The following is a 20,998-nucleotide window of genomic DNA, read 5'->3' on the forward strand; positions in this document are numbered from 1 at the left end:
AGGGTGCCACAGATGTCTAAATCCCCGCGGCGGCGAGATGCAAGCAAGAAGAATGCCGCCCCTGTCGCACCGCCCTGCGCCGGAAGCAGATCCCTCGTGAAGCTCAGCAGCGCCCGCGCTGAAGGCAGTGCTCGCGGCCCTGCTGGTCGGTGCGGAAGGACTCGAGGAAGCCGCCCTGACGCTGAGTGACGAAGATCGTCTTGCCGTCGTGGCCTCCGAAGGCGAGGTTGGTCGGCTCCTTGGCTCTCAGCGTGATCTCCCGCTCCACCGCGCCATTGGCCTTCATCAACGTGATCGTGCCCTTGAGGATGCGCGCAACATACAGGCGGCCAGCGATGTCGGTGCGCAGGCCGTCGACAGTGTCGGGCTGAAATGCCTTGACGAGTCTTGGACTGGTGAGCTCGTTGCCGGCGACCGTATAGGACCAGATCTGACCGCTGCTGGATTCCCCGACATAGAGCGTCTTGTCATCAGGGCTGAGATCTATGCCGTTGGTCGTGCCCATCGCGCGCGGCGCCGACATCAGCTGTCCCTGCACCGTTCCGTCGGCTCCCTTCGCGATGCGCCAGATGTGGCCTTCGCGACCTTTCCAGTTCGGATCGCTCGCGTAGATCGTGCCGTCGCGGGCGATGGTGATGTCGTTGGGCTGGTTCATCTCGTCGGAGTGAAACCAGATGGCGGGCTCGGTCGATCCCTTCGGGATCGCGAAGATGTTGTGCTTCTTGTAGTCGGCGATGAACATGGTGCCGTCGCGCGCGAAGCGGATGGCATTGCCGACGCTGCCCTCGGGCAGCGCCGTGAACGGCTCGGACGCCGTGCCGCCGACGGGCAGCTTGCCGATGGTGCCGGGCTTGCCGAAATTGACGACGAAGAGATTGCCGTCGAGATCGGCGGCCGGCCCTTCGATGCCGAACGTGTATTCGCCTGATGGCGTCACCTGCACGCTTTCGAACAGTTTCGTTTCCGCTCGGGCCGGTGCCGTCGCAAGGACGAGAACAACGCTACTGCACAGGCACCAGAAATTCCTGCCGGATGTAATAGCCATCGCCGTCGCTGCACTCGCCATTCAGATAGGCATCGGCCGGTCGGAAGAAGCGGCTGAAACCGGGTTTGTCTACAGCGTTCCTTTGTGTCACGACGACGACCTTGGCAGCCGGTATTTCGCCGCATTCCTTGTTCGTTTTGCCAAAGAACTTGCGCTGCGGCGGGCCGGACTTGATCCGCATCCGGATGCCTGGAACCATTCTTGACACCAGCAGATCCGCCGTGTCGAGCAGGCGCGTGTAACCGGGTTCGGCCTTCGGCAGGCCGTCGCCACCCGGCGGCATCAGTTTCTCCGCGCCCAACCCACGAAGCCGCGTGCGCAACTTTCCGGAATCGGGATCACCAGGATAGATCCAGCCATCCTGCGACAGCATGAAGCGAAGCACCGTCGCGTCCTTCTGAGCGTCCGATAGGCCCGGCTTCAGGCCGAAATCCGAGTGACAGCCGACGCAGTGCTTTTCGACGAGGCCCTTGCGCAAATTGGTGAGCCGGACGCTGTTCTGCGCGTCCCTGGCCACGAAGACCGCCAGTTGCTCGATCAGCGCCTGGCTACGCACGTCGCAGGGCAGCGGCGACGGCGCATCGCCCGCGGCGCGGTCGATCCGGATCACGGTCTGGTTCTTGTCCTCGACCAGCCAGATTGCGCCGTCCTCCGCGACCGTCATGCCGACCGGCGCACCTTGCGGCCGCGCGCCGTTGACGCGGTGCCAGCCTGCGATCAGCTCCTCGAACGGCGCGGCGGCGACGGCGCCGGCCTCGGTCTGAAAGCTGTGGGTCGGATCGGCCGCGCAACTGACATGATAGCGTACCGGCGCCGGGGCGGGCTTCGGGAAGCCGTGATCGTCGACGTCATAGACGATGACGCGGCTGCCGGTCGGGCGATAGCCATGCAGGCCGACCAGCAGCTTGCCCTCGAGCTCCGGAAATTTCGCGCCGCGATAATAGAGCATCGCGAGCGGCGCGCCGTGCGGCGGCAGCAGCGAGAACGGCGCCTTGTAGAGAGCGTTGGCGGTGCACAGCGATTTGAAGACCCCCGACCGCAATACGATCCTGAATTCGAGACTCGGCGTCGACAAATCGTAGCAATAGGGCCAGCCGTAATGCCTGCCCTGCTCGATCGCGTTGATCTCCTCGTTCGGCTTGAAAATGTCAGGCAGGTCGCGGCCGTTCTCGCCTTGCAGGAAGGCATAGCCCGCATCAGGGAAGTTCGGATGCAGCGCCAGCGCCATCGAGTTGCGCAGGCCGCGCGCATAGACACCGTGCGGCGGGTCGGGTTCGCCAGGCTTCAACGCCGGGAAGATACCGCCCGGGGGCGGCGTGAACAGCCAGATCGACGCCATTGCGGAAACGCCCTCCGCCGCCGCGCAAGGTCTCGTGATCGGCGCCGGCGTGATGCAGTCGTCGCTGTGCGAGCCGACATTGACGAACAGCCGGCCGTTCTTATCAAAGACAAACTGCTTGAATGGATGCGCGCTCTCGTCGAGCTTTTTGCCGTCGGGCAATGTGATCCGGCGGCCGGGCATGTGACGGACGACGGTCTCGACCGTGTCGCGCGGATTGTCGGCGAGCGGATCGAACCGGAAGATCGTCTCCGCGCTCGAGGCATAGAGCTTCTTGTCCGGGCCGATCGCGAGGCCGAACGGATATTCGATTGCAGTCAGCAACTCCTTGAACCGCTGTCCCTGGGGTGCCCGCGGGTCGAGCAACAGCAGCCGGCCATCGGTATGGCCCCAGCCCGCCATGTCGGCGACCACGAACAGGTCACGACCGGGCACCTGGATGATCGAGCGCGGGAATTTCAGCCGATCCTCCTCGCTGGCGACGAGGCCAGCGCAAAATCCCGCCTTCATGTCGATCTGGATTCTGGGAAAGGCGAGATCGGCGCTGCCGCAGGTCTCCGTGCCGATCGCATAGCCGCTCTTGCGGACCGGTTCTGATGAGCCTACCGAGGCGAGGGTCAGGAGGACCACCAAGGCGCCCGTGCATGCGCGCAGGCTTCGGCTTTCACGCCAAAATGTGAGGTGGTTCACGGCGCCTCCCGGACGTTCCGTCCAGGGTTGTTCCATGCCGCGGGAACGCCGTCCAGTTGATCAACACCCCCTTGTGATCAAACCAGCAGGGGGCTTGGCGCCGACCAATCTCCGTAGATTCCCTTACCGGGCTCGACCCGAATGTTTCGCGAAGGCTTGGAATGGTATCGGTTTGCCGTCCCAATCGCTCCCAATAGGAGACGCATATGGTCCAGGTCTATTTTCACTGCTCCAACTTGGACGGCACGCTGATCGATCGCAGCGGCACAGCCGTGACCAACCTGACCGAGGCGCGCGACCGTGCCGCCCAGATCATGAACGCGATGATCCTGACGCCCGGCGCTGAGGATTGGCGCGACTGGGTAATCCATGTCAGCGGCTCCGACGGCGAGGAGATCTTCGACCTCCCCTTCACTGCCATGCTCGGCAAGCCGCACTGAGGTGATGCCATGTTGCTCGCGTCACTGACCCTGTTCCGCCAGCCCCTGAACTTCATCGCCAGCAAATGGCTGACGCTGATCCGGATCGCGGGAAATCCCTACCGCCCCGAGCTCCACTACATGCGCGGGCCTGGCCCGAAATGGCACGCCAGGTATCAGGCCAGCCGGCTGGATCGCGCGCGCTGAGCCCTGCGGCTTCCGCTTCCCACTGATCGGTCTCATAACTCGTCATGCCCGGGCCTGTCCCGGGCTTTCTCGTCTTGGCATCTACGTCTTGCCGACTGCGCCACCCCCGCTGTTACACACCAGCCATGCCGCGTCGCCCTTTCGATGTTCTCGATGGGGGCGATGTGCCATTCTTCGCGGAGCTCAGCGCAACGAAGCCAAACCGAAGACAGCACACAGACATCATCATGCCGCACCAGTTCAGCCACACCCAAACCGTCCGCAAGCCCGCCGTCACATCCAAAGGCGGCATCGTCGCCGCGCAATCGCGGCGGGCGGCCGAAGTGGGGGCGCAAGTGCTGGCGGCGGGCGGCGACTGTGTGGACGCGATCGTCGCCACCACCTTCGCGCTTAACGTGCTGGAGCCCTGGAACAGCGGCATGGGCGGCGGCGGCGGGATGGTGCTCTACCGTGCCGCGGAAAATCTCTACGAGGTGATCGACTACGGCATGTGCGCGCCGCAAAGCCTGCGCGCCGCCGACTATCCGCTCAGCGGCGAAGGCGCGGCTTCCGACCTGTTTCCCTGGCAGCGGGTGAAGGACGACCGCAACATCCACGGCCCCGGCTCGATCGCCGTGCCCGGCGTCGTCGCCGGCATGGAGGAGGCGCATCGCCGTCACGCCAGGCTGCCGTGGAACGATCTGGTCGCGCCGGCCGTCGCCCTCGCCGGCGAAGGCCTGCTGGTCGATTGGTGGACCACGCTGACGATCGCGGCATCGGCGTCCGATCTTCGGCGCTATCCCGCGAGCGCGACAACGTTCCTGAAGGACGGCCTCCCGCCGAGCGCGCCGTGGGGCATCAAGTCCGAGACGCGGCTGCCGCTGGACACGCTGAAGGCGACACTGGCGCACCTCGCCGACGCCGGTCCGCGCGATTTCTACCAGGGCGATCTCGCCAGGAGCATCGCATCCGACATCAAGGCCGACGGCGGCGCGCTATCGGTGGAGGACCTCGCCGCGTTCCGAGCCCATCTGCGCGATCCGCTGGCGATCCCCTATCGCGGCGGCAAGGTGTTTGCGACACCGGAGCTGACGGCCGGACCGACCATGGCGCATGCGCTGCGCCTGTTGCAGCAGAACCTGAAGCCGGGAAGCGCGCCCGATGCGGGCGCCTATGCCGAATATGCCGCCGCGCTGCAATCGGCCTATCGCGAGCGGCTCAAGGATATGGGCGATGCCGACGGCAAGCGCTCGCTCGGCGCGGACTATCTGGCGCCCGCCTGCACCACGCACTTCTCCGTGGTCGACCGCCACGGCAACATCGCGGCGGTGACGCAGACGCTGCTGTCGTCCTTCGGCTCGAAATACGTCACGCCGCACACCGGCATCGCCATGAACAACGGCATCATGTGGTTCGACCCGAAGCCAGGCACCACCAACTCGCTCGCCTCTGGCAAGCGCTGTCTCACCAACTACACGCCCGTCATCGCCGAGGCCAAGGACGGCAGACGGCTCGCGGTCGGTGCCTCCGGCGGTCGCCGCATCCTCCCGTCGGTGATGCAGATCGTGTCGTTTGCGATGGATTTCGGCATGGATCTCGATGCCGCGATCCACCAACCGCGCATCGACGCCAGCGAAGGCGCCATCGTGATCGGCGATACCAGGCTGCCGGCGGACACACGCGAGGCGCTCGCGGCGCGATTCGACTATGAGGAAGCGCGGGTGCAGTCCTTGCCGCAGAAGTTCGCCTGCCCGAGCGTCGTGATGCGCGACGGCGACACCAACTCCGGCGCGGTCGAGATCTTCCAGCCCTGGGCCGACGCGGTGGCGGAGGGCTGAGCCTAGATCCCCAACCGGTCGCGCAGGCGACCAGCGATCACTGCCGTCGTCACGCCGACCGGCCAGAAGGCATGCATCGGGATCGGCTTGATGCCGGTGACGGGCATGTCGAGCTCGGCCTTGGCGCCGCCGATCAGACGCCGCGCGAGCTGCGCGCCCATCGCGGTCGAGAGCGCGACGCCGCGACCGTTGCAGCCGAGCGAGATCAGGATGTTGTCCGCGGGCTCGTGCACGTGCGGGTAATGATCCGCGGTGATGGCGAGCCGGCTGTTCCAGCCATGGGTCCAGGCCACGCCCTTGAGCTGCGGCCATAGCCGTTCGGCGTATCGCATGAGATAGGCGACGTCGCGCGGCGAACTGATCCAGCGCATCGGGCCGCGGCCCCCCATCAAGAGGCGGTTCTGCTGATCGATGCGGTAATAGACGGTGATGTGGCCGCTCTCGTAAAGGACGGGACGCGTCGGCATGATCGAACGGGCCACGTCGTCAGAGAGCGGGGCCGTGGCCGCGATCGAGGAAAACACCGGCACGATGGTGCGGCGAAGCGCCGGCCAGAGATCGTCGGTAAAACCGTTGGTCGCGAGCAGCACCTTGTCGGCATGCACCACCGCGCGCGGCGTCTCGATGCGCCAGCGGCTGCCCTCGCGACGGAGTGATAGTGCGGGTGTTTCGCCGTGCACCTTCGCGCCTGCCGAGATTGCAGCACGCGCGAGACCACGGGCGTAGCTGAGCGGATGCAGATCGCCGCCGCGCGCATCCAGCATGGCGCCGATATAGCGATCCGTGCCGGTCATCCCGCGCAATTGCTCGCGATTGAGATACGACACCGGCATTCCGCGGGCGATACACCGTTGTGCGGTTTTCTCGATGGCGGCCGCGCTGGCCTCGTTATAGGCCGCGCGCAACGTACCGTTCTGCCGCGCTTCGCACGGGATCTGGTAACGGCGGATCAGATCATGCGTAAAATTCGTGGTGCCGTAGGAGAAGTCGATCATGCGGCGGCCGAGCTCAGCGCCGAAATCGGACTCGATCTGATCGGGGTCGTGCTTCAGTCCCGGATTGGTGTGGCCGCCATTATTGCCGGATGCGCCCCAGCCCGGCTCCTGCGCCTCCAGCACCAGTGCCTCGACACCCTGCTCCGCCAGGTGCAACGCCGTGGACAGGCCGGTGTAGCCGCCGCCGACGATCGCGACCGAGACCGTCCTGTCGACGTCGAGCGGCGGCGTAGTCGGCGGCACGACGGCGGTGTCGGCGTAGAGGGACGGCGGCAGAGGCAGGCGCGTGGTCATGGCGAAGACCGGTCAGAGCGGATGCAGCACGCGGCGCAAAAAGTCCTGCGTGCGCGGATGCTGGGGTTGATTGAGCAGCGACTTGGCCGGCCCCTGCTCGACGATGACGCCGCCGTCGATGAACAGCACGCGGTCGGCGACGTCGCGGGCAAAGCCCATCTCATGGGTGACGACGACCATGGTCATGCCGTCGTCGGCGAGCTTGCGCATCACGCCGAGAACGTCGCCGACCAATTCAGGATCGAGCGCCGAGGTCGGTTCGTCGAACAGGATGGCCTTGGGCTGCATCGCCAGCGCCCGTGCGATCGCGACGCGCTGCTGCTGGCCGCCGGAGAGCTGGGGCGGATGCTCGTTGGCTTTCTCGGCAAGGCCCACCTGGGCGAGCAGCGCGCGGCCACGCTCGAATGCGGCAGCGCGTGGCTCCTGCTTCACATAGAGCGGACCTTCAACCACGTTCTCCAGCACCGTCCGGTGCGGAAACAGATTGAAGCGCTGGAACACCATCGAGACCTGGGTGCGGACTTTCACGATCGACGGCGCGTCGCGGTCGACCTTCAATCCCTCGACGCTGATCTCGCCGCGGTCGTAGCTTTCGAGACCGTTGATACAGCGCAAGATGGTGGACTTGCCGGAGCCGGAGGGGCCGACGATGCAGACCACCTCGCCCTTCTGGACGGACGCCGTGATGCCCTTGAGCACCTCGTTCGCACCGAAGCTCTTGTGGACGTCGGTCAACTCGATCATTTCTTGCCGGCCCGCTTCTCGAAGTGACGGACCAGCAGGATCAGCGGAATGCTCATGGTGAGATACATCAGCGCGACAAGCGTGAACACGTTGGTGTTCTTGAAGGTCGACGACGCGATCAGCTTGCCCTGAAGGGCGAGCTCGGCGACCGTGATGGTCGAGGCCTGCGAAGAGTCCTTCAGCATCATGATCATGACGTTGCCGTAGGGCGGAAGCACGATCCGCACCGCCTGCGGCAGCACGACCCGGCGCATGGTCAGCCACCAGCCCATGCCGATCGATTGCGCCGCCTCGATCTGCCCTTTGTCGATGGCCTCGATGCCGGCGCGGAAATTCTCCGCCTGATAGGCCGAGTAGGCGATGCCGAGCCCGAGGATCGCGGCCTGCAACGCGGACAGGGTAACGCCGAGATCGGGCATCACGAAATAGAGGTAGAACAACAGCACGATGATCGGAATGCCGCGGATCACGTTGATCAGGCTGGCGCTGAGCAGCGACAGGACGCGGATGCCGGAGACCCGCATCATCGCCCAGACGAGGCCAAGAACCGTCGAAAGCAGCAGCGAGCCGATGGTGACGACGATCGTCAGCGCGACGCCGCTCATCAGGATCGGGAAGAATTCGGCCGCGTCGTGCCAGAAGCCTTTCATCGATCAGCTTTCATCGATGGCCTCTGCCGATCAACCCTGTGCCTTCAGACCCCATTTATCGAGGATCTTGTCGATGGTGCCGTTGGCCTTCAGCTTGGCGAGCGAAGCGTTGATCTTGCCGAGCAGCGCGGCCTCGCCCTTGCGCACGCCGATGCCCACCGAACCGACGGTGACGGGCTTGTAGCCATCGACCAGGCGCACCTCGGGGAAGCCGCCCTGCTTCAGATTGTAGGCGAGGATCGGATAGTCGGCGTAACCGGCCTTGAGGCGGCCGGTGTTCACGTCGCGCAGGATGTCGGGGATGGTGTCGTAGGCCTTGACATCGGCGAACAGGCCGGACTTCTTCAGCGCGTCGACGAAGGCGGTGCCGACCTGAGCGCCGACCGTCTCGCCCTTCAGATCGTCCTGGGTGGCGTAGGCCTTGGTGTCGCTCTTGGGGACCACGAGGCCTTCGCCATAGGTGTAGATCGGGTCGGAGAAGTCGACGACCTCCTTGCGCGGCGCTGTGATGAACATCGCGGCCGCGATGATGTCGATCTTGCTTGATGTCAGCGACGGGATCAGGGCCGAGAACTGCATCGGCTCGATCTGCACGTTGAAGCCGGCATCCTTGCCCACTCCAGTGACGAGATCGACCATGATGCCCTGGATGCTATTGGTCTTGGTGTCGAGGAAGGTGAAGGGAATGCCTGTCGGCGTCGAGCCGACCTTCAGCACTTGCTGCGCCGAGGCCGGCGCTGCTGCGGCAATCGCGAGTGCCGCGAGCGCGGCCAGACCAAAACGCTTCATCGCATCCCCCTTGGGCCCGACCGATGGCGGCGCTCGCAAACCTCGTCATCGCAGACGTTGCGAGCAAAGCCGTTTCGGCCTATTTTCACCAATATGAAAATTTGGTCACACTTCTGCGGCCGATGCAAGTGGTTTTCATGCACATGAAGGAAGCGGTTTGACGTGAGCGGTGGCAAGAGAATGCACAGGCCGGCCGCCGCAAAGCCGGTGAAGAAGGTGAAGGTGAAAGCCTCCGCCCGGGCTATCGCCAAAGCGGCCGAGCCGGCGATGGATGTTGCGGTCGGCCGCCGCATCCGCGATCTCAGGCGCATCAGGCAATTCTCGCTCGAGACGGTTGCCTCGCGCACGGAGCTGTCGATCGGTTTCCTCAGCCAGATCGAGCGCGGACTGTCGTCGCCGTCGCTGCGCGTGCTGGCCACGCTCGCCGACGTGCTCGGCGTCGGCATCGCCGCGCTGTTCGGCGCGAGCCCGAACGCCGACGGTGCACCAGATCAGGTGGTCACGCGCGGACTGCAGCGGCCCGAGCTGAAGCTCTGGCGCACCGGCGTGTCCAAGCAGTTGCTGAGCCCCGCCAGCCCCGACAACCGGCTCAACCTGTTCCTGGTGCATCTGGAGCCGGGCGGCTCCACCGGTGACGAGCTCTACACCCATGACGGCGAGGAAGCCGGCCTCGTTCTCGAAGGCGAGATGATGCTGACGGTGGACAGCGAGACGTGGTCGCTGAAGACGGGCGACAGTTTTCGGTTTGCAAGCCGTCGGCCCCACCGGTTTTCAAATCCAGCCAATGACGCGAAGGCGGTGGTGCTGTGGGTGAATTGCGTGACGGGGACGGCGTAGCGCAGCCGTCATTGCCAGCGAAGCGAAGCAATCCACATTCTCACCGCAGAGACACTCTGGATTGCTTCGTCGCGAGAGCTCCTCGCAATGACGGGAGGATAGAGTCTTAGCCAAACCGGTACTTGTACCGGTCCACTGTCAGCGCACTCACATCAATGTCCGGCTTTTTGCCTGACAGCATGTCGGCGAGCACGCGGCCGGAGCCGCAGGACATGGTCCAGCCTAGCGTGCCATGGCCGGTGTTGAGGTGAAGGTTGGCGTATTGCGTCGGGCCGATCACGGGCGGGCCGTCCGGCGTCATCGGGCGCAGGCCGCTCCAGAACGTCGCCTTGGAGAGATCGCCGCCTCGCGGGAACAGATCGGTCAGCGAGTGATCGAGCGTGGCGCGCCGCGCACCATAGAGCTGGCTCGAGAAGCCGGAGATTTCGGCGGTGCCGCCGACGCGGATGCGATTGCCGAGGCGCGTGATGGCGACTTTATAGCTCTCGTCCATCACCGTCGATTCCGGCGCGCCGGAAGCGTCCTTGATCGGTACCGTGATCGAATAACCCTTCACGGGATAGACCGGCAGCGAAATATCGAGCGGCGCGACCAGCCGCGACGACCAGCTTCCGAGCGCGAGCACGTAAGCGTCTGCCTGCAACATCCCAGCGCTGGTCGCGACGCCGCTGACGCGCGCCCCCTCGGTGACGATGCGGTCGATGCCGGTATTGAACATGAAGCGCACGCCGAGCGCTTCGGCATGCTTGGCCAGTGCCTGCGTGAACATGTGGCAGTCGCCGGTCTCGTCCTGCGGCAAGCGTAGTCCGCCCGCGACCTTCTCTTTCACGCCCGCCAGAGCCGGCTCGGCCGCGATGCAGCCCTCGCGGCTCAACACCTCGAACGGCACGCCGTATTGCTTGAGCACGGCGATGTCCTCACCGGTGCCGTCGAGCTGGGCCTGGTAGCGAAACAGCTGCAGCGTGCCCTGCGAGCGCTCGTCATACTGGATGCCGATGTCGCGGCGCAGGTCGCGCAGGCAATCGCGGCTGTATTCCGCGATCGGAATCATCCGGCTCTTGTTGATCGCGTAGCGTTCGCTGGTGCAGTTGCGCAGCATCTTGAGCAGCCAGACCCACATCCCGGGATCGAGCTTCGGCCGGATCACCAGCGGGCCGTGCTTCATCAGCAGCCATTTGACCGCCTTCACCGGCACGCCGGGACCGGCCCAGGGCGAGGAATAGCCGGGCGACACTTCGCCGGCATTGGCAAAGGAGGTCTCGAGCGCCGGTTCGGGCTGACGGTCGACGACCGTCACCTCATGGCCGGCACGCGCGAGGTAGTAGGCAGAGGTGACACCGATGACACCGCTGCCGAGGATCAGAACTTTCACGCTTGGTCAAACTCCTGCGGCATCACGCTCGCCGCTGCAAGAGGGAACTCCGCAACGGCGAGAGCAATTATCAGGCCACCCGCTTGATGGCATCGCCGAGGATCGACACGATATCGTCGATGTGGCTCTTCTCGACGATGAGCGGAGGCGACAGCGCAAAGCTATCGCCGCTCATGCGGAAGTACAGCCCGCGATTGAAGCAGTCGACCATGACGTCGTAGCCACGCACGCCGACCGTACCGTCACGCGGCGACAACTCGACCGCGCCCATCAGGCCGCAATTGCGGATATCGACGACGTTAGGCAGGCCCTTCAGCGAATGCAGCGCGTCGCGCCAATATTCGGAGATCGAAGCACCGCGCGTCAGCAGGCCTTCATCCTTGTAGATGTCGAGCGTCGCGATGCCCGCGGCGCAGGCGACCGGGTGCGCCGAATAGGTGTAGCCGTGGAACAGCTCCATCGCGTTCTCCGGGCCGACCATCAGGCCGTCGTGAACCTTGCGGCTCGCAAACACGGCGCCGCAGGGAACGGTGCCGTTGGTGATGCCCTTGGCCGTCGTCATCATGTCAGGCGTGACGCCGAAGAAGTTGGCGGCGAACGGCGTGCCGAGGCGGCCGAAGCCGGTGATGACCTCGTCGAAGATCAGGAGAATACCGTGCTTGTCGCAGATCTCGCGCAGGCGCTGGAGATAGCCCTTCGGCGGCGGCAACACCGCGGTCGATCCGGGCACTGGCTCGACGATGACGGCGGCGATGGTCTCGGCGCCATGCAGGGCCACCAACCGCTCGAGATCATCGGCGAGCTCGGCGCCATGCTCGGGCTGATCCTTGGCGAAGGCGTTGCGGGTGAGATCGTGGGTGTGGCGGATGTGGTCGACGCCCGGCAGCAGGGTCGCGAAGGCGCGGCGGTTGGCGACCATGCCGCCGACCGAGGTGCCGCCGAAGCCGACGCCGTGATAGCCGCGCTCGCGGCCGATCAAACGGGTGCGGCTCGCCTGGCCGTTGGCGCGGTGATAGGCGAGCGCGATCTTCAGCGCGGTGTCGACCGACTCGGAGCCGGAATTGGTGAAGAAGATGCGATCGAGACCCTTCGGCGCGATCTCGGCCAGACGCTCGGCGAAGTCGAATGCCAGCGGATGGCCCATCTGGAACGACGGTGCGAAGTCCAGCGTCATCAGCTGGCGCTCGACGGCGGCGGCGATCTGCTTGCGGCCGTGGCCGGCATTGACGCACCAGAGGCCGGCGGAGGCGTCGATCACCTTGCGGCCGTCGACGGTGGTGTAGTGCATGCCCTCGGCCGAGGAGAACAGGCGCGGCGCCTTCTTGAATTGCCGGTTGGCCGTGAACGGCATCCAGAACGAGTCGGTCTTGATGGTGTTCGGAATCTGATGAAGGGTCACGGGCCACGCTCCTTTGCTGACCTGCTACCAGAGGCACGGCTTGAAAAGCGCAACAAGTCCTTTTCTGAGAGGCTGCAAGCCATTGATTTAACTGGGGCTGCCGGTCCATATTTGCGCGATCCGCAACACCTGCAACACGGGACAGGGACATGAGCGTCGATATCGGTGGACGGCTGCGATTCATCCGGGCGCGCCAGAAGCTGTCGCAGCGCGAACTCGCCAAGCGCGCCGGCGTCACCAATTCGACGATCTCGCTGATCGAATCCAACCAGATGAACCCGTCGGTCGGCGCCCTCAAGCGCATCCTCGACGGCATTCCGATGGGGCTCGCCGAATTCTTCGCGCTGGAGCCGGAGAGCCGGCGCAAGATATTTTACCGCGGCGAAGAGCTGACCGAGGTCGGCAAGAAGCCGATCTCCTATCGGCAGATCGGCGACAATCTGTTCGGTCGCAGCCTGCAGATTCTGAAGGAGCGCTACGAGCCCGGCAGCGACACCGGGCGCGTTCACCTCGTCCATGACGGCGAGGAAGGCGGCATCGTGATCTCGGGAAAGCTCGAAGTCACCGTCGAGGACGAGCGCCGCATCCTCAATCCGGGCGATGCCTATTACTTCGAGAGCCGGCGTCCGCATCGCTTCCGCTGCGTCGGCGGCAAGCCGTGCGAGGTGATCTCGGCCTGCACACCGCCGACATTTTGAAGTTATCCGCGATCCTACGGAGCCACCGGTATCTTACGGAGCTTGAGCCATCTCAATTTCCGCAGCCTGATCCTCTATATATTTCGAGCCATAGCCAAGCAGCCTCCGCTTTCCGGAGCCGCTTCGTAACAGGGCTCGCTATGAAGATCACGCTCGCAAATGCAGAGGCCGCACTCGATGAAGTGCAGCGCGAGAACGACAAGCTCCATTCGGAGGAGCTGCGCAAGGCCATCGCGAACTACATCGAGTCGCAGCGAGAAGCGCTCAAGGCTCTTCGCAAGAAGCTGCACTAGCAGGCGGAGAGCGAGACGGCCTCGCCCGCCGCTGCTTAAAGGCTACGTCAGCAACTCCTCGATCCGGATCGGGAAACGGCGGACACGGACGCCCGTCGCATGCCACACCGCGTTGGCAACCGCGCCCGCACTGCCGGTGATGCCGATCTCGCCGACACCCTTGATACCGAGCGCGTTCACGTGCGGGTCGTGCTCATCGACCGTGATCACGTCGAGCGGCGGCACGTCGGCATTCACCGGGATATGGTACTCGCCGAGATTGGCGTTCATGATCCGGCCCGTGCGGCGGTCGGTGATGGCTTCCTCGTGCAACGCGAAGGACAGGCCCCAGATCATGCCACCGAACAGCTGGCTCTGCACCATACGCGGGTTGACGATGCGTCCCGCGGCGAAAGCGCCGACCATGCGGGTGACGCGGACCTGGCCGAGCTCGGGATCGACCTTCACCTCCGCGAACACCGCGCCGTGGGCGTGCATCGCATACTCCTCCATCGCCGCCGGATTCGGCGCGCCCGTGCCGCGCGCCTCGAGCTCGGCGACGCCGGCGCGCGCGAGAATCTCGGAATAGCTTTCGCCGCGGCTCTCGTCGTCGCGCCGGATCAACCTGCCATCGCGCGCGATCACGCCGGCATTGCCGGCGCCAAACAGCGGCGAGCGCTCATCGTTGGTGGCGAGATCGGCGAGTTTTGCAATCACGGCCGCGCCTGCGCTGTGGATCGCGGCACCCGCGGTTGCCGTGTGTGCCGAGCCGCCGGCGATGCCGGCATCGGGCAGGTCGGATGAACCCGCCTTGAACTCGACGCGGTCGATATCAAGCCCCAGTTCGTCGGCCGCAATCTGCGCCAGCGCCGTCCAGGCGCCCTGCCCCATGTCATGCGCGCCGATTTCCATGGCGCCGGAGCCGTCGCGGCGAAGCACTGCGCGTGCCTCGGCCTGGAACATCAGCGCCGGGAACGTCGCGGTGCCCATGCCCCAGCCGACCAGAAGGCCATCGTCGTCGCGCATCTGCCGCGGCTGGAGCGATCGCTTCGCCCAGCCGAAGCGCGCCGCTCCCTGCTCGTAGCAGGCGCGCAATGCCTTGGACGAGAACGGCTTGCCGGTGATGGGCTCGACCTCGGCATAGTTCTTCAGACGAAAGGCGAGCGGATCGATGCCGCAAGCCCACGCCATCTCGTCGATCGCGCTCTCTAGCGCGATCGAGCCGGTGGCCTCGCCGGGCGCGCGCATGAACAACGGCGTGCCGGTGTTGACGCGCACGGCATCATGCGAGGTGCGGATCGCGGGCGCCGCATAGAGCGTGTGCGAGGCATCAGCCGCGGGTTCGTAGAAATCGTCGAACGTGCTCGACACGGTCCTCGCATGGTGATCGAGCGCGGTCAGGCGCCCCTCGCCATCTGTGCCGATGCGCAGCCGCTGCCGCGTCGGCGCGCGATGGCCGACCGGGCCGTACATCTGCTCACGGCGCAGCACCAGCTTGACCGGTTTGCCGACGAGCTTTGCCGCCATAATGCCGAGCACCGGAGGGCCGGCCATGAGCCCCTTCGAGCCGAACCCGCCGCCGAGGAACGGGCTGCGGATGTGGATCTTGTCGTGTGCGATGCCGAACAATTCGGCAACGCGCGCCAGCGACAGCATGAGACCCTGGGTCGGCATGTCGATGTGCAGACTGTCGCCGTTCCAGGCAGCCACGATCGCATGCGGCTCCATTGCGTTGTGATATTGCGGCGGCGTTTCGTAGATCGCGTCGATCCGCTTGTCGGCGGAGGCAAGCCCCGCCTCGACATCGCCGCGGTGATTTTCCGTGGGGTTGCCGACACCGACGACCGGCGGCACGAAGCTTTCACCCGCATCGAGGCCGATGAGCGCGGGCAGCGTCTCGTAGCGCGGCGCCAGCAGCGCCGCGCCTTCCGTCGCAGCCTCCAGCGTCTCGGCGATCACGACGGCGATCGGCTGGTTGGCGTAGCGGACCTCATTGCTCTGCAACACCTCCATCCGGAACACGAAGGGGTTGGTCTTGATCTCGGGATCGATCGCGAGCCCAGGCTTGTGGTCTGGCGTCATGACATCGACGACGCCGGGGTGGCGCTTGGCAGCGCTGACATCGAGCGAAGTCACGCGGCCGCGCGAAATGCTGGCGACGGCCATCACGGCAAACAGCATGCCGGGCGGATGATTGTCGGCGGCGTAGGTCGCCTGGCCCTTGACCTTGAGGACCCCGTCGCGGCGGGTCAGCGGCTGGCCGATGTTCGAGCCGTGGCGCAGATGAGCGGGCGCGCTTGTGAGATTAAGCTCGGGCATGAATGGCTCCGGACGTCGAGGCAAAGGAGAGGCCGGCAGCGCGGGGATGCGCGCGGGCGTACCGGCGGCGGCGAGGCTCAGCGCACGCACGACGATGCGGCGCGCGAGCTCGATCTTGAAGGCGTTGTCGCCGGACGATTTTGCGTCGGCGAGCGCGCGCGAGGCGGCTTCCTGGAAAGCGTCCACCGTGGGCGCGACGTTCCTGAGCACATCCTCCGCCGCGCGGGCGCGCCAGGGCTTTGCCGCGACGCCGCCGAGCGCAAGCCGCGCGTCCGCGATCTCGCCGTTCTCGATCCGCAGCGCAGCCGCAGCCGAGACGACGGCAAACGCGTAGGACGTTCGATCGCGGACCTTAAGATAGCGCGCATGAGCCGCAAAGCCGCGCGCCGCAGGCGGCAGGCGCACCGCGACGATGAGATCCCCCGGTTCGAGCGCCGATTCACGCTCGGGCGTATCGCCGGGCAGGCGATGCAGGTCGTCGAGCGCGATCTCGCGCCGCCCGTTCCTGCCCTCGATTTCGACGATGGCGTCAAGCGCGACCAAGGGTACGCAGAAGTCGGATGGATGCGTTGCGATGCAGTTTTCGCTCCAGCCGAGCACGGCGTGGGTGCGGTTCTCGCCGTCACGCGCGTCGCAACCGCTGCCGGCCTCGCGCTTGTTGCAGCGGCTTGCGGTGTCGTAGAAATACGCGCAGCGCGTCCGTTGCAGTAGATTGCCGCCCGCGGTCGCGGCATTGCGCAGTTGCGCCGATGCGCCGGAGAGCAGCGCTTCGGCGACGGCCGGATAGGCCTTGGCAAAGTCTGCGTCATGCGCAAGATCGGCGTTGCTCACCAGTGCGCCGATGCGGATACCACCGTCGGCAAGGCGCTCGACCCGATCGAGTCCGTCGAGATGGGTAACGTCGACCAGACGATCCGGACGGCTGACGCCGCCCTTCATCAGATCGAGCAGATTGGTGCCGGCGGCGAGATAGACCGCGCCCGGCTGCGTCGCGGCCGCGACGGCTTCGGCGACCGTGGCCGGCCTGACGTAATCAAATTGCTTCATGCGGAGCGCCTCTGATTGGATTCGTCCATGCCGGCCTGCGCGTCGAGCACGGCATCGACGATACCGGCATAGGCGCCGCAGCGGCACAGATTGCCGCTCATGCATTCGCGAATGCGCTCGGGATCGTTGCCGGCCTGCGCCTCGCTCATCATGCCGATCGCGCTCATGATCTGGCCGGGCGTGCAGAAGCCGCACTGAAATCCGTCGTGGGAGATGAAAGCGGCCTGCACGGGGTGAAGCTGGTCGCCGCGCGCCAGGCCCTCGATGGTGAGAATGTCGGCGCCATCATGACTGATGGCCAGCGCGAGACAGGAGTTGATGCGCTTGCCGTCGACGAGAATGGTGCAGGCGCCGCATTGGCCGCGGTCGCATCCCTTCTTGGTTCCGGTCAGGTGGAGGCGCTCACGCAGGAGATCGAGCAGCGTGACGCGCGGATCGTCGAGGACGAAGTCGCGCCGCGCACCGTTCACGGTGAGGCTGATGGAGTGGTTCATACAAGGCTCCGATCAGGAATAGACATGAGTGATCGCGCAGCGCGCCACCGCCGTGGCCGCCGTCGATATGCGCCCCCCGAACATCATCCGGGGCAACGACTTCAGCGAAGATACGGAGGCAGCCTCCGCTTAACAAGGGCCGGCGGGAAATATTTGGAATTCGTCAAAAGCCCGTGCGCATCAACGCGATGCAGCCCCGTAAGGGTTCAATCTAACCAATTCGTGATCTACATTGCCGGCATGGACGAGCACACCGACCAGACCCGCAAGCCCCGTGCCGATGCCGTGCGCAATCGCGAGCGCGTGCTCGAGGCGGCCAAGGCCGTGTTCAACGCGGGTGGTCCGGAGGCGAGCCTGGAGGCGGTGGCAAAACGCGCCGGCGTTGGCATCGGCACGCTCTATCGGCATTTCCCGACCCGCGAGGATTTGTTCGAGGCGGTGTACCGGCGCGAGGTCGAGCAGCTCAGCGAGCTCGCCGAGCAGTTGAAGAACGCCAGTGACCCGGTCGACGCGCTCAGGCGCTGGCTGCGCTCAGGAGTCGAATTCGTTGCCACCAAGAAGGGCATGGTGGCAGCCCTGGCACTCGCGGTGCAGAGCGGGTCGGAGTTGCATGCCTTTTCCTTTGAGCGCCTGACCAAGGCGATCGGCTCGCTGCTCGATCGCGCAGCCGCGGCCGGTGCGATGCGCGCGGACGTCAGTCCCGAGGACTTGCTGCGCGCGTTCTTTGGCATGTGCTACATGCACGACCAGCCCGGCTGGCAATCCTCGGTGCTGCGGATGCTCGATGTGTTCGTTGACGGTTTGCGGGTGCAGCCTGCCATGAAAGCCAAGGTCCGCGCGTCCGCCAAGCCTGCGAAGCCGGCTGCAAAGCGGAAGCGATAGCCCGCGAGATGTGCTAGGATCGGCGCCGCCGGGATTTCAACGCGGAGCTTGTCATGCGCATCGCCGCCTTGCTGGTCTTTCTCAGTGTCGCCTTCGGTCCCATCTCAGCGCGCGCCGACGATGTCGCGACGGCACAGAGTATCATCCGCGCCCAGGAGCAGGCATTCGGCCGCGACGACGCGCGCGGGGCCTATTCCTACGCCGCTCCTGCGATCCAGGAGATCTTCCCCGCGCCCGACATCTTCATGTCCATGGTGCAAAACGGCTATCCGCCGGTCTATCGGCACAAGAGCTTTGAATTTGGCGACAGCAAGAGCGAGGGCAGCCGGATTGCCCAGCACGTCCATATCATCGATGCCAATGGCGAGGCCTGGGAAGCGCTCTACACGCTGGAGCAGCAGCCGGACGGCAGCTACAAGATCACGGGTTGTTCGCTGCTGAAGGCGGGACAGGCAGTCTAGGTCGCAAAACCCGGACCGGTCCTGACTGCATTGATCCGCGAGCGGATCAGCAGCGTCAAGACGATGCCGATATTGAGCGCGTTCCACGCCACGCCGTTGGCGAACGCCGCGGCGTAGGAACCTGTCGCATCGAAGATGACGCCCGAGACCCAGCCGCCGAAGGACATGCCGAACACGGAGGCGAAGATCACGATGCCGACGCGGGTTGCGGCTTCGCTCGCCGGCATCGCCTCGCGCACGATGATGGCATAGCTCGGCACGATGCCGCCCTGGAACAGGCCGAACATCGCGGAGATCAAATAGAGCGAGGTCAGGCCGTCGAAGAACAGATAGAACACGAGTGCAAAGCCTTGCGCCACCGCACCGATCAGCAGTGTGGGGATGCCGCCGATCTTGTCGGCGAGGTAGCCGGAGCCGATCCGGCTGACGATGCCGCAGGCCATCATCAGCGACAGCATCTCGGCGCCGCGCGCCACGCCATATCCGAGATCGCCGCAATAGGCGACGATATGCACCTGCGGCATTGCCATGGCGACGCAGCAGGAAATGCTGGCGATCGAGAGCAGCACCGTCAGCGTGTTGGTCGAGAGCTTGAGGTCGACCCGCGGCGGCGCTGCATTGGCATGATCGTGAACCTTGTCGTCGCCCATCTGCGCGCGCAGGACCAGCACCAGGATGGTCATCAGGCTGACGCAAACGAGGCCGATGCCGATATGAGTGAAGCGCCAGCCGATCGTCTGCATGCCCGTGCTCACGAGCGGCGGCCACATCGTGCCGGCGACATAATTGCCGCTGGCGACGATCGTCACGGCCAGGCCGCGATAGCGCTCGAACCAGTGCGAGGCCTCCGCCATCAGCGGCGCAAAGGTCGCCGACGTGCCGAGCCCGATCAGGAAATACGCCGCCACGAACTGCCAGAGCTGGGTCGACAGACCCGCCAGCACATTGGCGACCCCGAGGAAGGCAATGCTGATCGCCATAGCCGCCACGATGCCGAAGCGGTCGGTGATCCTGCCGGCGATGACGCCGCCAAGCCCGAAACCGAACATCATCAGGGTGAAAGCCAGCGACACCGCGCCGCGCGTGGCGGAGAATTCGGCCTGCACCGCGGGAATCATGACGACGATCGCCCACATGCCGACGCCGCCGATCGAGCCGATCAGAAGCGCAATGACGAGGCGCATCCAGGCCTGACGCGAATCAGGGGTGAATGCTTCGGGTGTTTGTCCAGACTGATTTGGTGCGTGCACGGGCGGGACCATGGCCCGCGGATCACCACAGGGTCAACCATTGTGGCGCGATATTGGGCATGCACGGTGCACTGCGGTAAGATGGAGCTTGGCGAACGCGCGTTTTGTCATTATTTTGCAAATCAGCGCATGCAACAAGGCGGCGCGGAGAGCATGTCGGCGGAATGTTGCTGCGATTGACACGATCGATGCGGATCAAGGTGGGGCGCTTCATTGCCTTCGCCTATCTGTTCTGCGTGATCGCGCCGGCCGCAAGCCTCGCCTGGGGTAGCGCTCCAGCACCGTGCCTCGACGACGCGCTCCTCGCCGATCGCGTGCCGGTGCATCACCAGATGCAGGCCAGCCACACGCATGACGGCGCTTCGCATGACCACGCCGGGCCGCATGCGCATCACCAGGCCGCCGCGCAGGACGCGCCCCCCACCCCCTCATCATCACGGCGGCAAGGGTACGGCGGGACCGTGCTGCGCGATGATGTGCGTGAGCGCGCTGCCGGCCGACCTGCCCAGCGTCGCAAAGTCGCTTCAGCCGGTTTCCGCCTGCTCGCCCGAGATCGTGGCCAGCCTGCACAGCGCGGCGCCGCCCCTGCACTACCGCCCTCCGATCGCCTGATCTGACGCGCGACGACGTCAGGCCGAGCGCGCATCCGCGCGCGCGCACCTGTGGTCTCCAGACAGATCAGGGATGACTCATGCTTACGCTTTCCGGGGCGAAGTCCGCCGCTGCATCCGCGGCGCGGGGACGACACTTTCGATTCAATTGGCCGCTGCTGGCCGCGACGGCCTTGGCGTTGTCCGGCTGCATGCCGGCAACGATACAAGTCGCTGGCGCTGATCCTGCCGATCCCGCGGCCAAGATCGCGCGCGCCGGCTATCGTTCGACGATTGCGCCCTACACCAGCCTGCGGCCCGCGACGCCGGCACCATGGCGCGAGCGCAACGAGAGCGTCGCGCCGCAGCTCAAGCAAGACCGGTAGGA

The 20,998-nt window shown here is 65.4% G+C and carries 21 protein-coding genes and 1 pseudogene; 10 read left to right on the top strand and 12 right to left on the bottom strand.

The window, feature by feature from the left end:
* Window positions 1-103: 103 nt before the first annotated feature.
* Together AB3L03_RS10745 and AB3L03_RS10750 are read right to left on the bottom strand one after the other, a co-directional pair.
* A complete protein-coding gene (locus tag AB3L03_RS10745; RefSeq protein WP_204513712.1) occupies window positions 104-1,045 on the bottom strand; it encodes an SMP-30/gluconolactonase/LRE family protein in 942 nt (313 codons plus the stop codon).
* Window positions 1,002-3,074, bottom strand: a complete 2,073-nt coding sequence (locus AB3L03_RS10750; RefSeq protein WP_204513711.1) for a sorbosone dehydrogenase family protein — start codon at window positions 3,072-3,074, stop codon at window positions 1,002-1,004. Before AB3L03_RS10750 ends, AB3L03_RS10745 begins: the two co-directional genes overlap by 44 nt.
* Window positions 3,075-3,280: 206 nt before the next feature.
* On the opposite strand from AB3L03_RS10750, the gene AB3L03_RS10755 reads away from it, so the two are divergent.
* From AB3L03_RS10755 to AB3L03_RS10765, 3 genes are all read left to right on the top strand, one after another.
* Entirely contained in the window at window positions 3,281-3,514 is a 234-nt protein-coding gene (locus tag AB3L03_RS10755; RefSeq protein ID WP_007606355.1) for a hypothetical protein, read from the top strand.
* A 9-nt stretch (window positions 3,515-3,523) separates the two neighbouring features.
* Window positions 3,524-3,700: a hypothetical protein gene (locus AB3L03_RS10760; protein WP_162847226.1), complete on the top strand. Its 177-nt coding sequence runs from the start codon at window positions 3,524-3,526 to the stop codon at window positions 3,698-3,700.
* Between the two features lie 227 nt (window positions 3,701-3,927).
* Window positions 3,928-5,517 (top strand): gamma-glutamyltransferase, encoded by a 1,590-nt coding sequence (locus AB3L03_RS10765; RefSeq protein ID WP_368508549.1) that lies wholly within the window; start codon window positions 3,928-3,930, stop codon window positions 5,515-5,517.
* A 2-nt stretch (window positions 5,518-5,519) separates the two neighbouring features.
* Here AB3L03_RS10765 and AB3L03_RS10770 read toward each other — a convergent pair whose 3' ends face one another.
* The 4 genes from AB3L03_RS10770 to AB3L03_RS10785 are packed head-to-tail and all read right to left on the bottom strand — an operon-like array spanning window position 5,520 to window position 8,989.
* Window positions 5,520-6,806, bottom strand: a complete 1,287-nt coding sequence (locus AB3L03_RS10770; RefSeq protein ID WP_368508550.1) for an NAD(P)/FAD-dependent oxidoreductase — start codon at window positions 6,804-6,806, stop codon at window positions 5,520-5,522.
* A gap of 12 nt (window positions 6,807-6,818) precedes the next feature.
* Window positions 6,819-7,550 (bottom strand): amino acid ABC transporter ATP-binding protein, encoded by a 732-nt coding sequence (locus tag AB3L03_RS10775; RefSeq protein ID WP_018455692.1) that lies wholly within the window; start codon window positions 7,548-7,550, stop codon window positions 6,819-6,821.
* Complete coding sequence (locus AB3L03_RS10780) at window positions 7,547-8,200, bottom strand: amino acid ABC transporter permease (protein ID WP_018455693.1); 654 nt, start codon at window positions 8,198-8,200, stop codon at window positions 7,547-7,549. Before AB3L03_RS10780 ends, AB3L03_RS10775 begins: the two co-directional genes overlap by 4 nt.
* A 30-nt stretch (window positions 8,201-8,230) precedes the next feature.
* Window positions 8,231-8,989, bottom strand: coding sequence for an ABC transporter substrate-binding protein (locus AB3L03_RS10785; protein WP_368508551.1), 759 nt, complete (start codon window positions 8,987-8,989; stop codon window positions 8,231-8,233).
* Between the two features lie 180 nt (window positions 8,990-9,169).
* Here AB3L03_RS10785 and AB3L03_RS10790 point away from each other — a divergent pair, with 180 nt between their 5' ends.
* Complete coding sequence (locus AB3L03_RS10790) at window positions 9,170-9,826, top strand: helix-turn-helix domain-containing protein (RefSeq protein WP_018455696.1); 657 nt, start codon at window positions 9,170-9,172, stop codon at window positions 9,824-9,826.
* A gap of 106 nt (window positions 9,827-9,932) precedes the next feature.
* Here AB3L03_RS10790 and AB3L03_RS10795 read toward each other — a convergent pair whose 3' ends face one another.
* Both AB3L03_RS10795 and AB3L03_RS10800 read right to left on the bottom strand, forming a co-directional pair.
* A complete protein-coding gene (locus AB3L03_RS10795; RefSeq protein WP_018455697.1) occupies window positions 9,933-11,198 on the bottom strand; it encodes a D-amino acid dehydrogenase in 1,266 nt (421 codons plus the stop codon).
* 70 nt (window positions 11,199-11,268) lie between these two features.
* Window positions 11,269-12,597 carry an aspartate aminotransferase family protein gene (locus AB3L03_RS10800; protein WP_018455698.1) on the bottom strand — a complete coding sequence of 443 codons (1,329 nt, stop codon included), beginning with the start codon at window positions 12,595-12,597 and terminating at the stop codon, window positions 11,269-11,271.
* Between the two features lie 149 nt (window positions 12,598-12,746).
* Here AB3L03_RS10800 and AB3L03_RS10805 point away from each other — a divergent pair, with 149 nt between their 5' ends.
* Window positions 12,747-13,295: a cupin domain-containing protein gene (locus AB3L03_RS10805; RefSeq protein WP_007600574.1), complete on the top strand. Its 549-nt coding sequence runs from the start codon at window positions 12,747-12,749 to the stop codon at window positions 13,293-13,295.
* A 140-nt stretch (window positions 13,296-13,435) separates the two neighbouring features.
* Entirely contained in the window at window positions 13,436-13,588 is a 153-nt protein-coding gene (locus AB3L03_RS10810) for a hypothetical protein (RefSeq protein WP_368508552.1), read from the top strand.
* A gap of 42 nt (window positions 13,589-13,630) precedes the next feature.
* Here the strand turns inward: AB3L03_RS10810 and AB3L03_RS10815 are convergent, their stop codons facing one another.
* The 3 genes and pseudogenes from AB3L03_RS10815 to AB3L03_RS10825 all read right to left on the bottom strand — a co-directional run bounded on the left by AB3L03_RS10815 (window position 13,631) and on the right by AB3L03_RS10825 (window position 17,427).
* Window positions 13,631-15,886 carry a xanthine dehydrogenase family protein molybdopterin-binding subunit gene (locus AB3L03_RS10815; RefSeq protein WP_368508553.1) on the bottom strand — a complete coding sequence of 752 codons (2,256 nt, stop codon included), beginning with the start codon at window positions 15,884-15,886 and terminating at the stop codon, window positions 13,631-13,633.
* Window positions 15,873-16,933, bottom strand: a pseudogene (locus AB3L03_RS10820) (xanthine dehydrogenase family protein subunit M). The gene AB3L03_RS10815 and the pseudogene AB3L03_RS10820 overlap by 14 nt, the downstream one beginning before the upstream one ends.
* The gene (locus AB3L03_RS10825; protein ID WP_018455702.1) at window positions 16,930-17,427 is read right to left on the bottom strand and encodes a (2Fe-2S)-binding protein; all 498 of its coding nucleotides are present in this window, start codon (window positions 17,425-17,427) and stop codon (window positions 16,930-16,932) included. Before AB3L03_RS10825 ends, AB3L03_RS10820 begins: the two are co-directional and overlap by 4 nt.
* A gap of 240 nt (window positions 17,428-17,667) precedes the next feature.
* Here AB3L03_RS10825 and AB3L03_RS10830 point away from each other — a divergent pair, with 240 nt between their 5' ends.
* Window positions 17,668-18,309: a TetR/AcrR family transcriptional regulator gene (locus AB3L03_RS10830; RefSeq protein ID WP_026233005.1), complete on the top strand. Its 642-nt coding sequence runs from the start codon at window positions 17,668-17,670 to the stop codon at window positions 18,307-18,309.
* Window positions 18,310-18,362: 53 nt separating this feature from the next.
* Entirely contained in the window at window positions 18,363-18,770 is a 408-nt protein-coding gene (locus tag AB3L03_RS10835) for a DUF4864 domain-containing protein (RefSeq protein WP_247372437.1), read from the top strand.
* On the opposite strand, the gene AB3L03_RS10840 is transcribed toward AB3L03_RS10835, so the two are convergent.
* Entirely contained in the window at window positions 18,767-20,032 is a 1,266-nt protein-coding gene (locus AB3L03_RS10840; RefSeq protein WP_026233006.1) for an MFS transporter, read from the bottom strand. The genes AB3L03_RS10835 and AB3L03_RS10840 overlap by 4 nt on opposite strands.
* Window positions 20,033-20,184: 152 nt before the next feature.
* Here AB3L03_RS10840 and AB3L03_RS10845 point away from each other — a divergent pair, with 152 nt between their 5' ends.
* Entirely contained in the window at window positions 20,185-20,637 is a 453-nt protein-coding gene (locus tag AB3L03_RS10845; protein ID WP_368508554.1) for a hypothetical protein, read from the top strand.
* Window positions 20,638-20,711: 74 nt separating this feature from the next.
* Window positions 20,712-20,996 carry a hypothetical protein gene (locus AB3L03_RS10850; protein WP_018455708.1) on the top strand — a complete coding sequence of 95 codons (285 nt, stop codon included), beginning with the start codon at window positions 20,712-20,714 and terminating at the stop codon, window positions 20,994-20,996.
* The last annotated feature ends 2 nt before the right edge of the window (window positions 20,997-20,998 follow it).

This window comes from Bradyrhizobium lupini, assembly GCF_040939785.1.
Classification (GTDB): domain Bacteria; phylum Pseudomonadota; class Alphaproteobacteria; order Rhizobiales; family Xanthobacteraceae; genus Bradyrhizobium; species Bradyrhizobium canariense_D.

Coding starts and splice junctions, on each gene's coding strand:
- AB3L03_RS10830 (WP_026233005.1), top strand. CDS start 17,668: ATGGACGAGCACACCGACCAGACCCGCAAGCCCCGTGCCGATGCCGTG.
- AB3L03_RS10825 (WP_018455702.1), bottom strand. CDS start 17,427: ATGAACCACTCCATCAGCCTCACCGTGAACGGTGCGCGGCGCGACTTC.
- AB3L03_RS10765 (WP_368508549.1), top strand. CDS start 3,928: ATGCCGCACCAGTTCAGCCACACCCAAACCGTCCGCAAGCCCGCCGTC.
- AB3L03_RS10810 (WP_368508552.1), top strand. CDS start 13,436: ATGAAGATCACGCTCGCAAATGCAGAGGCCGCACTCGATGAAGTGCAG.
- AB3L03_RS10760 (WP_162847226.1), top strand. CDS start 3,524: ATGTTGCTCGCGTCACTGACCCTGTTCCGCCAGCCCCTGAACTTCATC.
- AB3L03_RS10770 (WP_368508550.1), bottom strand. CDS start 6,806: ATGACCACGCGCCTGCCTCTGCCGCCGTCCCTCTACGCCGACACCGCC.
- AB3L03_RS10840 (WP_026233006.1), bottom strand. CDS start 20,032: ATGGTCCCGCCCGTGCACGCACCAAATCAGTCTGGACAAACACCCGAA.
- AB3L03_RS10775 (WP_018455692.1), bottom strand. CDS start 7,550: ATGATCGAGTTGACCGACGTCCACAAGAGCTTCGGTGCGAACGAGGTG.
- AB3L03_RS10805 (WP_007600574.1), top strand. CDS start 12,747: ATGAGCGTCGATATCGGTGGACGGCTGCGATTCATCCGGGCGCGCCAG.
- AB3L03_RS10745 (WP_204513712.1), bottom strand. CDS start 1,045: ATGGCTATTACATCCGGCAGGAATTTCTGGTGCCTGTGCAGTAGCGTT.
- AB3L03_RS10780 (WP_018455693.1), bottom strand. CDS start 8,200: ATGAAAGGCTTCTGGCACGACGCGGCCGAATTCTTCCCGATCCTGATG.
- AB3L03_RS10835 (WP_247372437.1), top strand. CDS start 18,363: ATGCGCATCGCCGCCTTGCTGGTCTTTCTCAGTGTCGCCTTCGGTCCC.
- AB3L03_RS10755 (WP_007606355.1), top strand. CDS start 3,281: ATGGTCCAGGTCTATTTTCACTGCTCCAACTTGGACGGCACGCTGATC.
- AB3L03_RS10850 (WP_018455708.1), top strand. CDS start 20,712: ATGCTTACGCTTTCCGGGGCGAAGTCCGCCGCTGCATCCGCGGCGCGG.
- AB3L03_RS10785 (WP_368508551.1), bottom strand. CDS start 8,989: ATGAAGCGTTTTGGTCTGGCCGCGCTCGCGGCACTCGCGATTGCCGCA.
- AB3L03_RS10845 (WP_368508554.1), top strand. CDS start 20,185: ATGTTGCTGCGATTGACACGATCGATGCGGATCAAGGTGGGGCGCTTC.
- AB3L03_RS10790 (WP_018455696.1), top strand. CDS start 9,170: ATGCACAGGCCGGCCGCCGCAAAGCCGGTGAAGAAGGTGAAGGTGAAA.
- AB3L03_RS10815 (WP_368508553.1), bottom strand. CDS start 15,886: ATGCCCGAGCTTAATCTCACAAGCGCGCCCGCTCATCTGCGCCACGGC.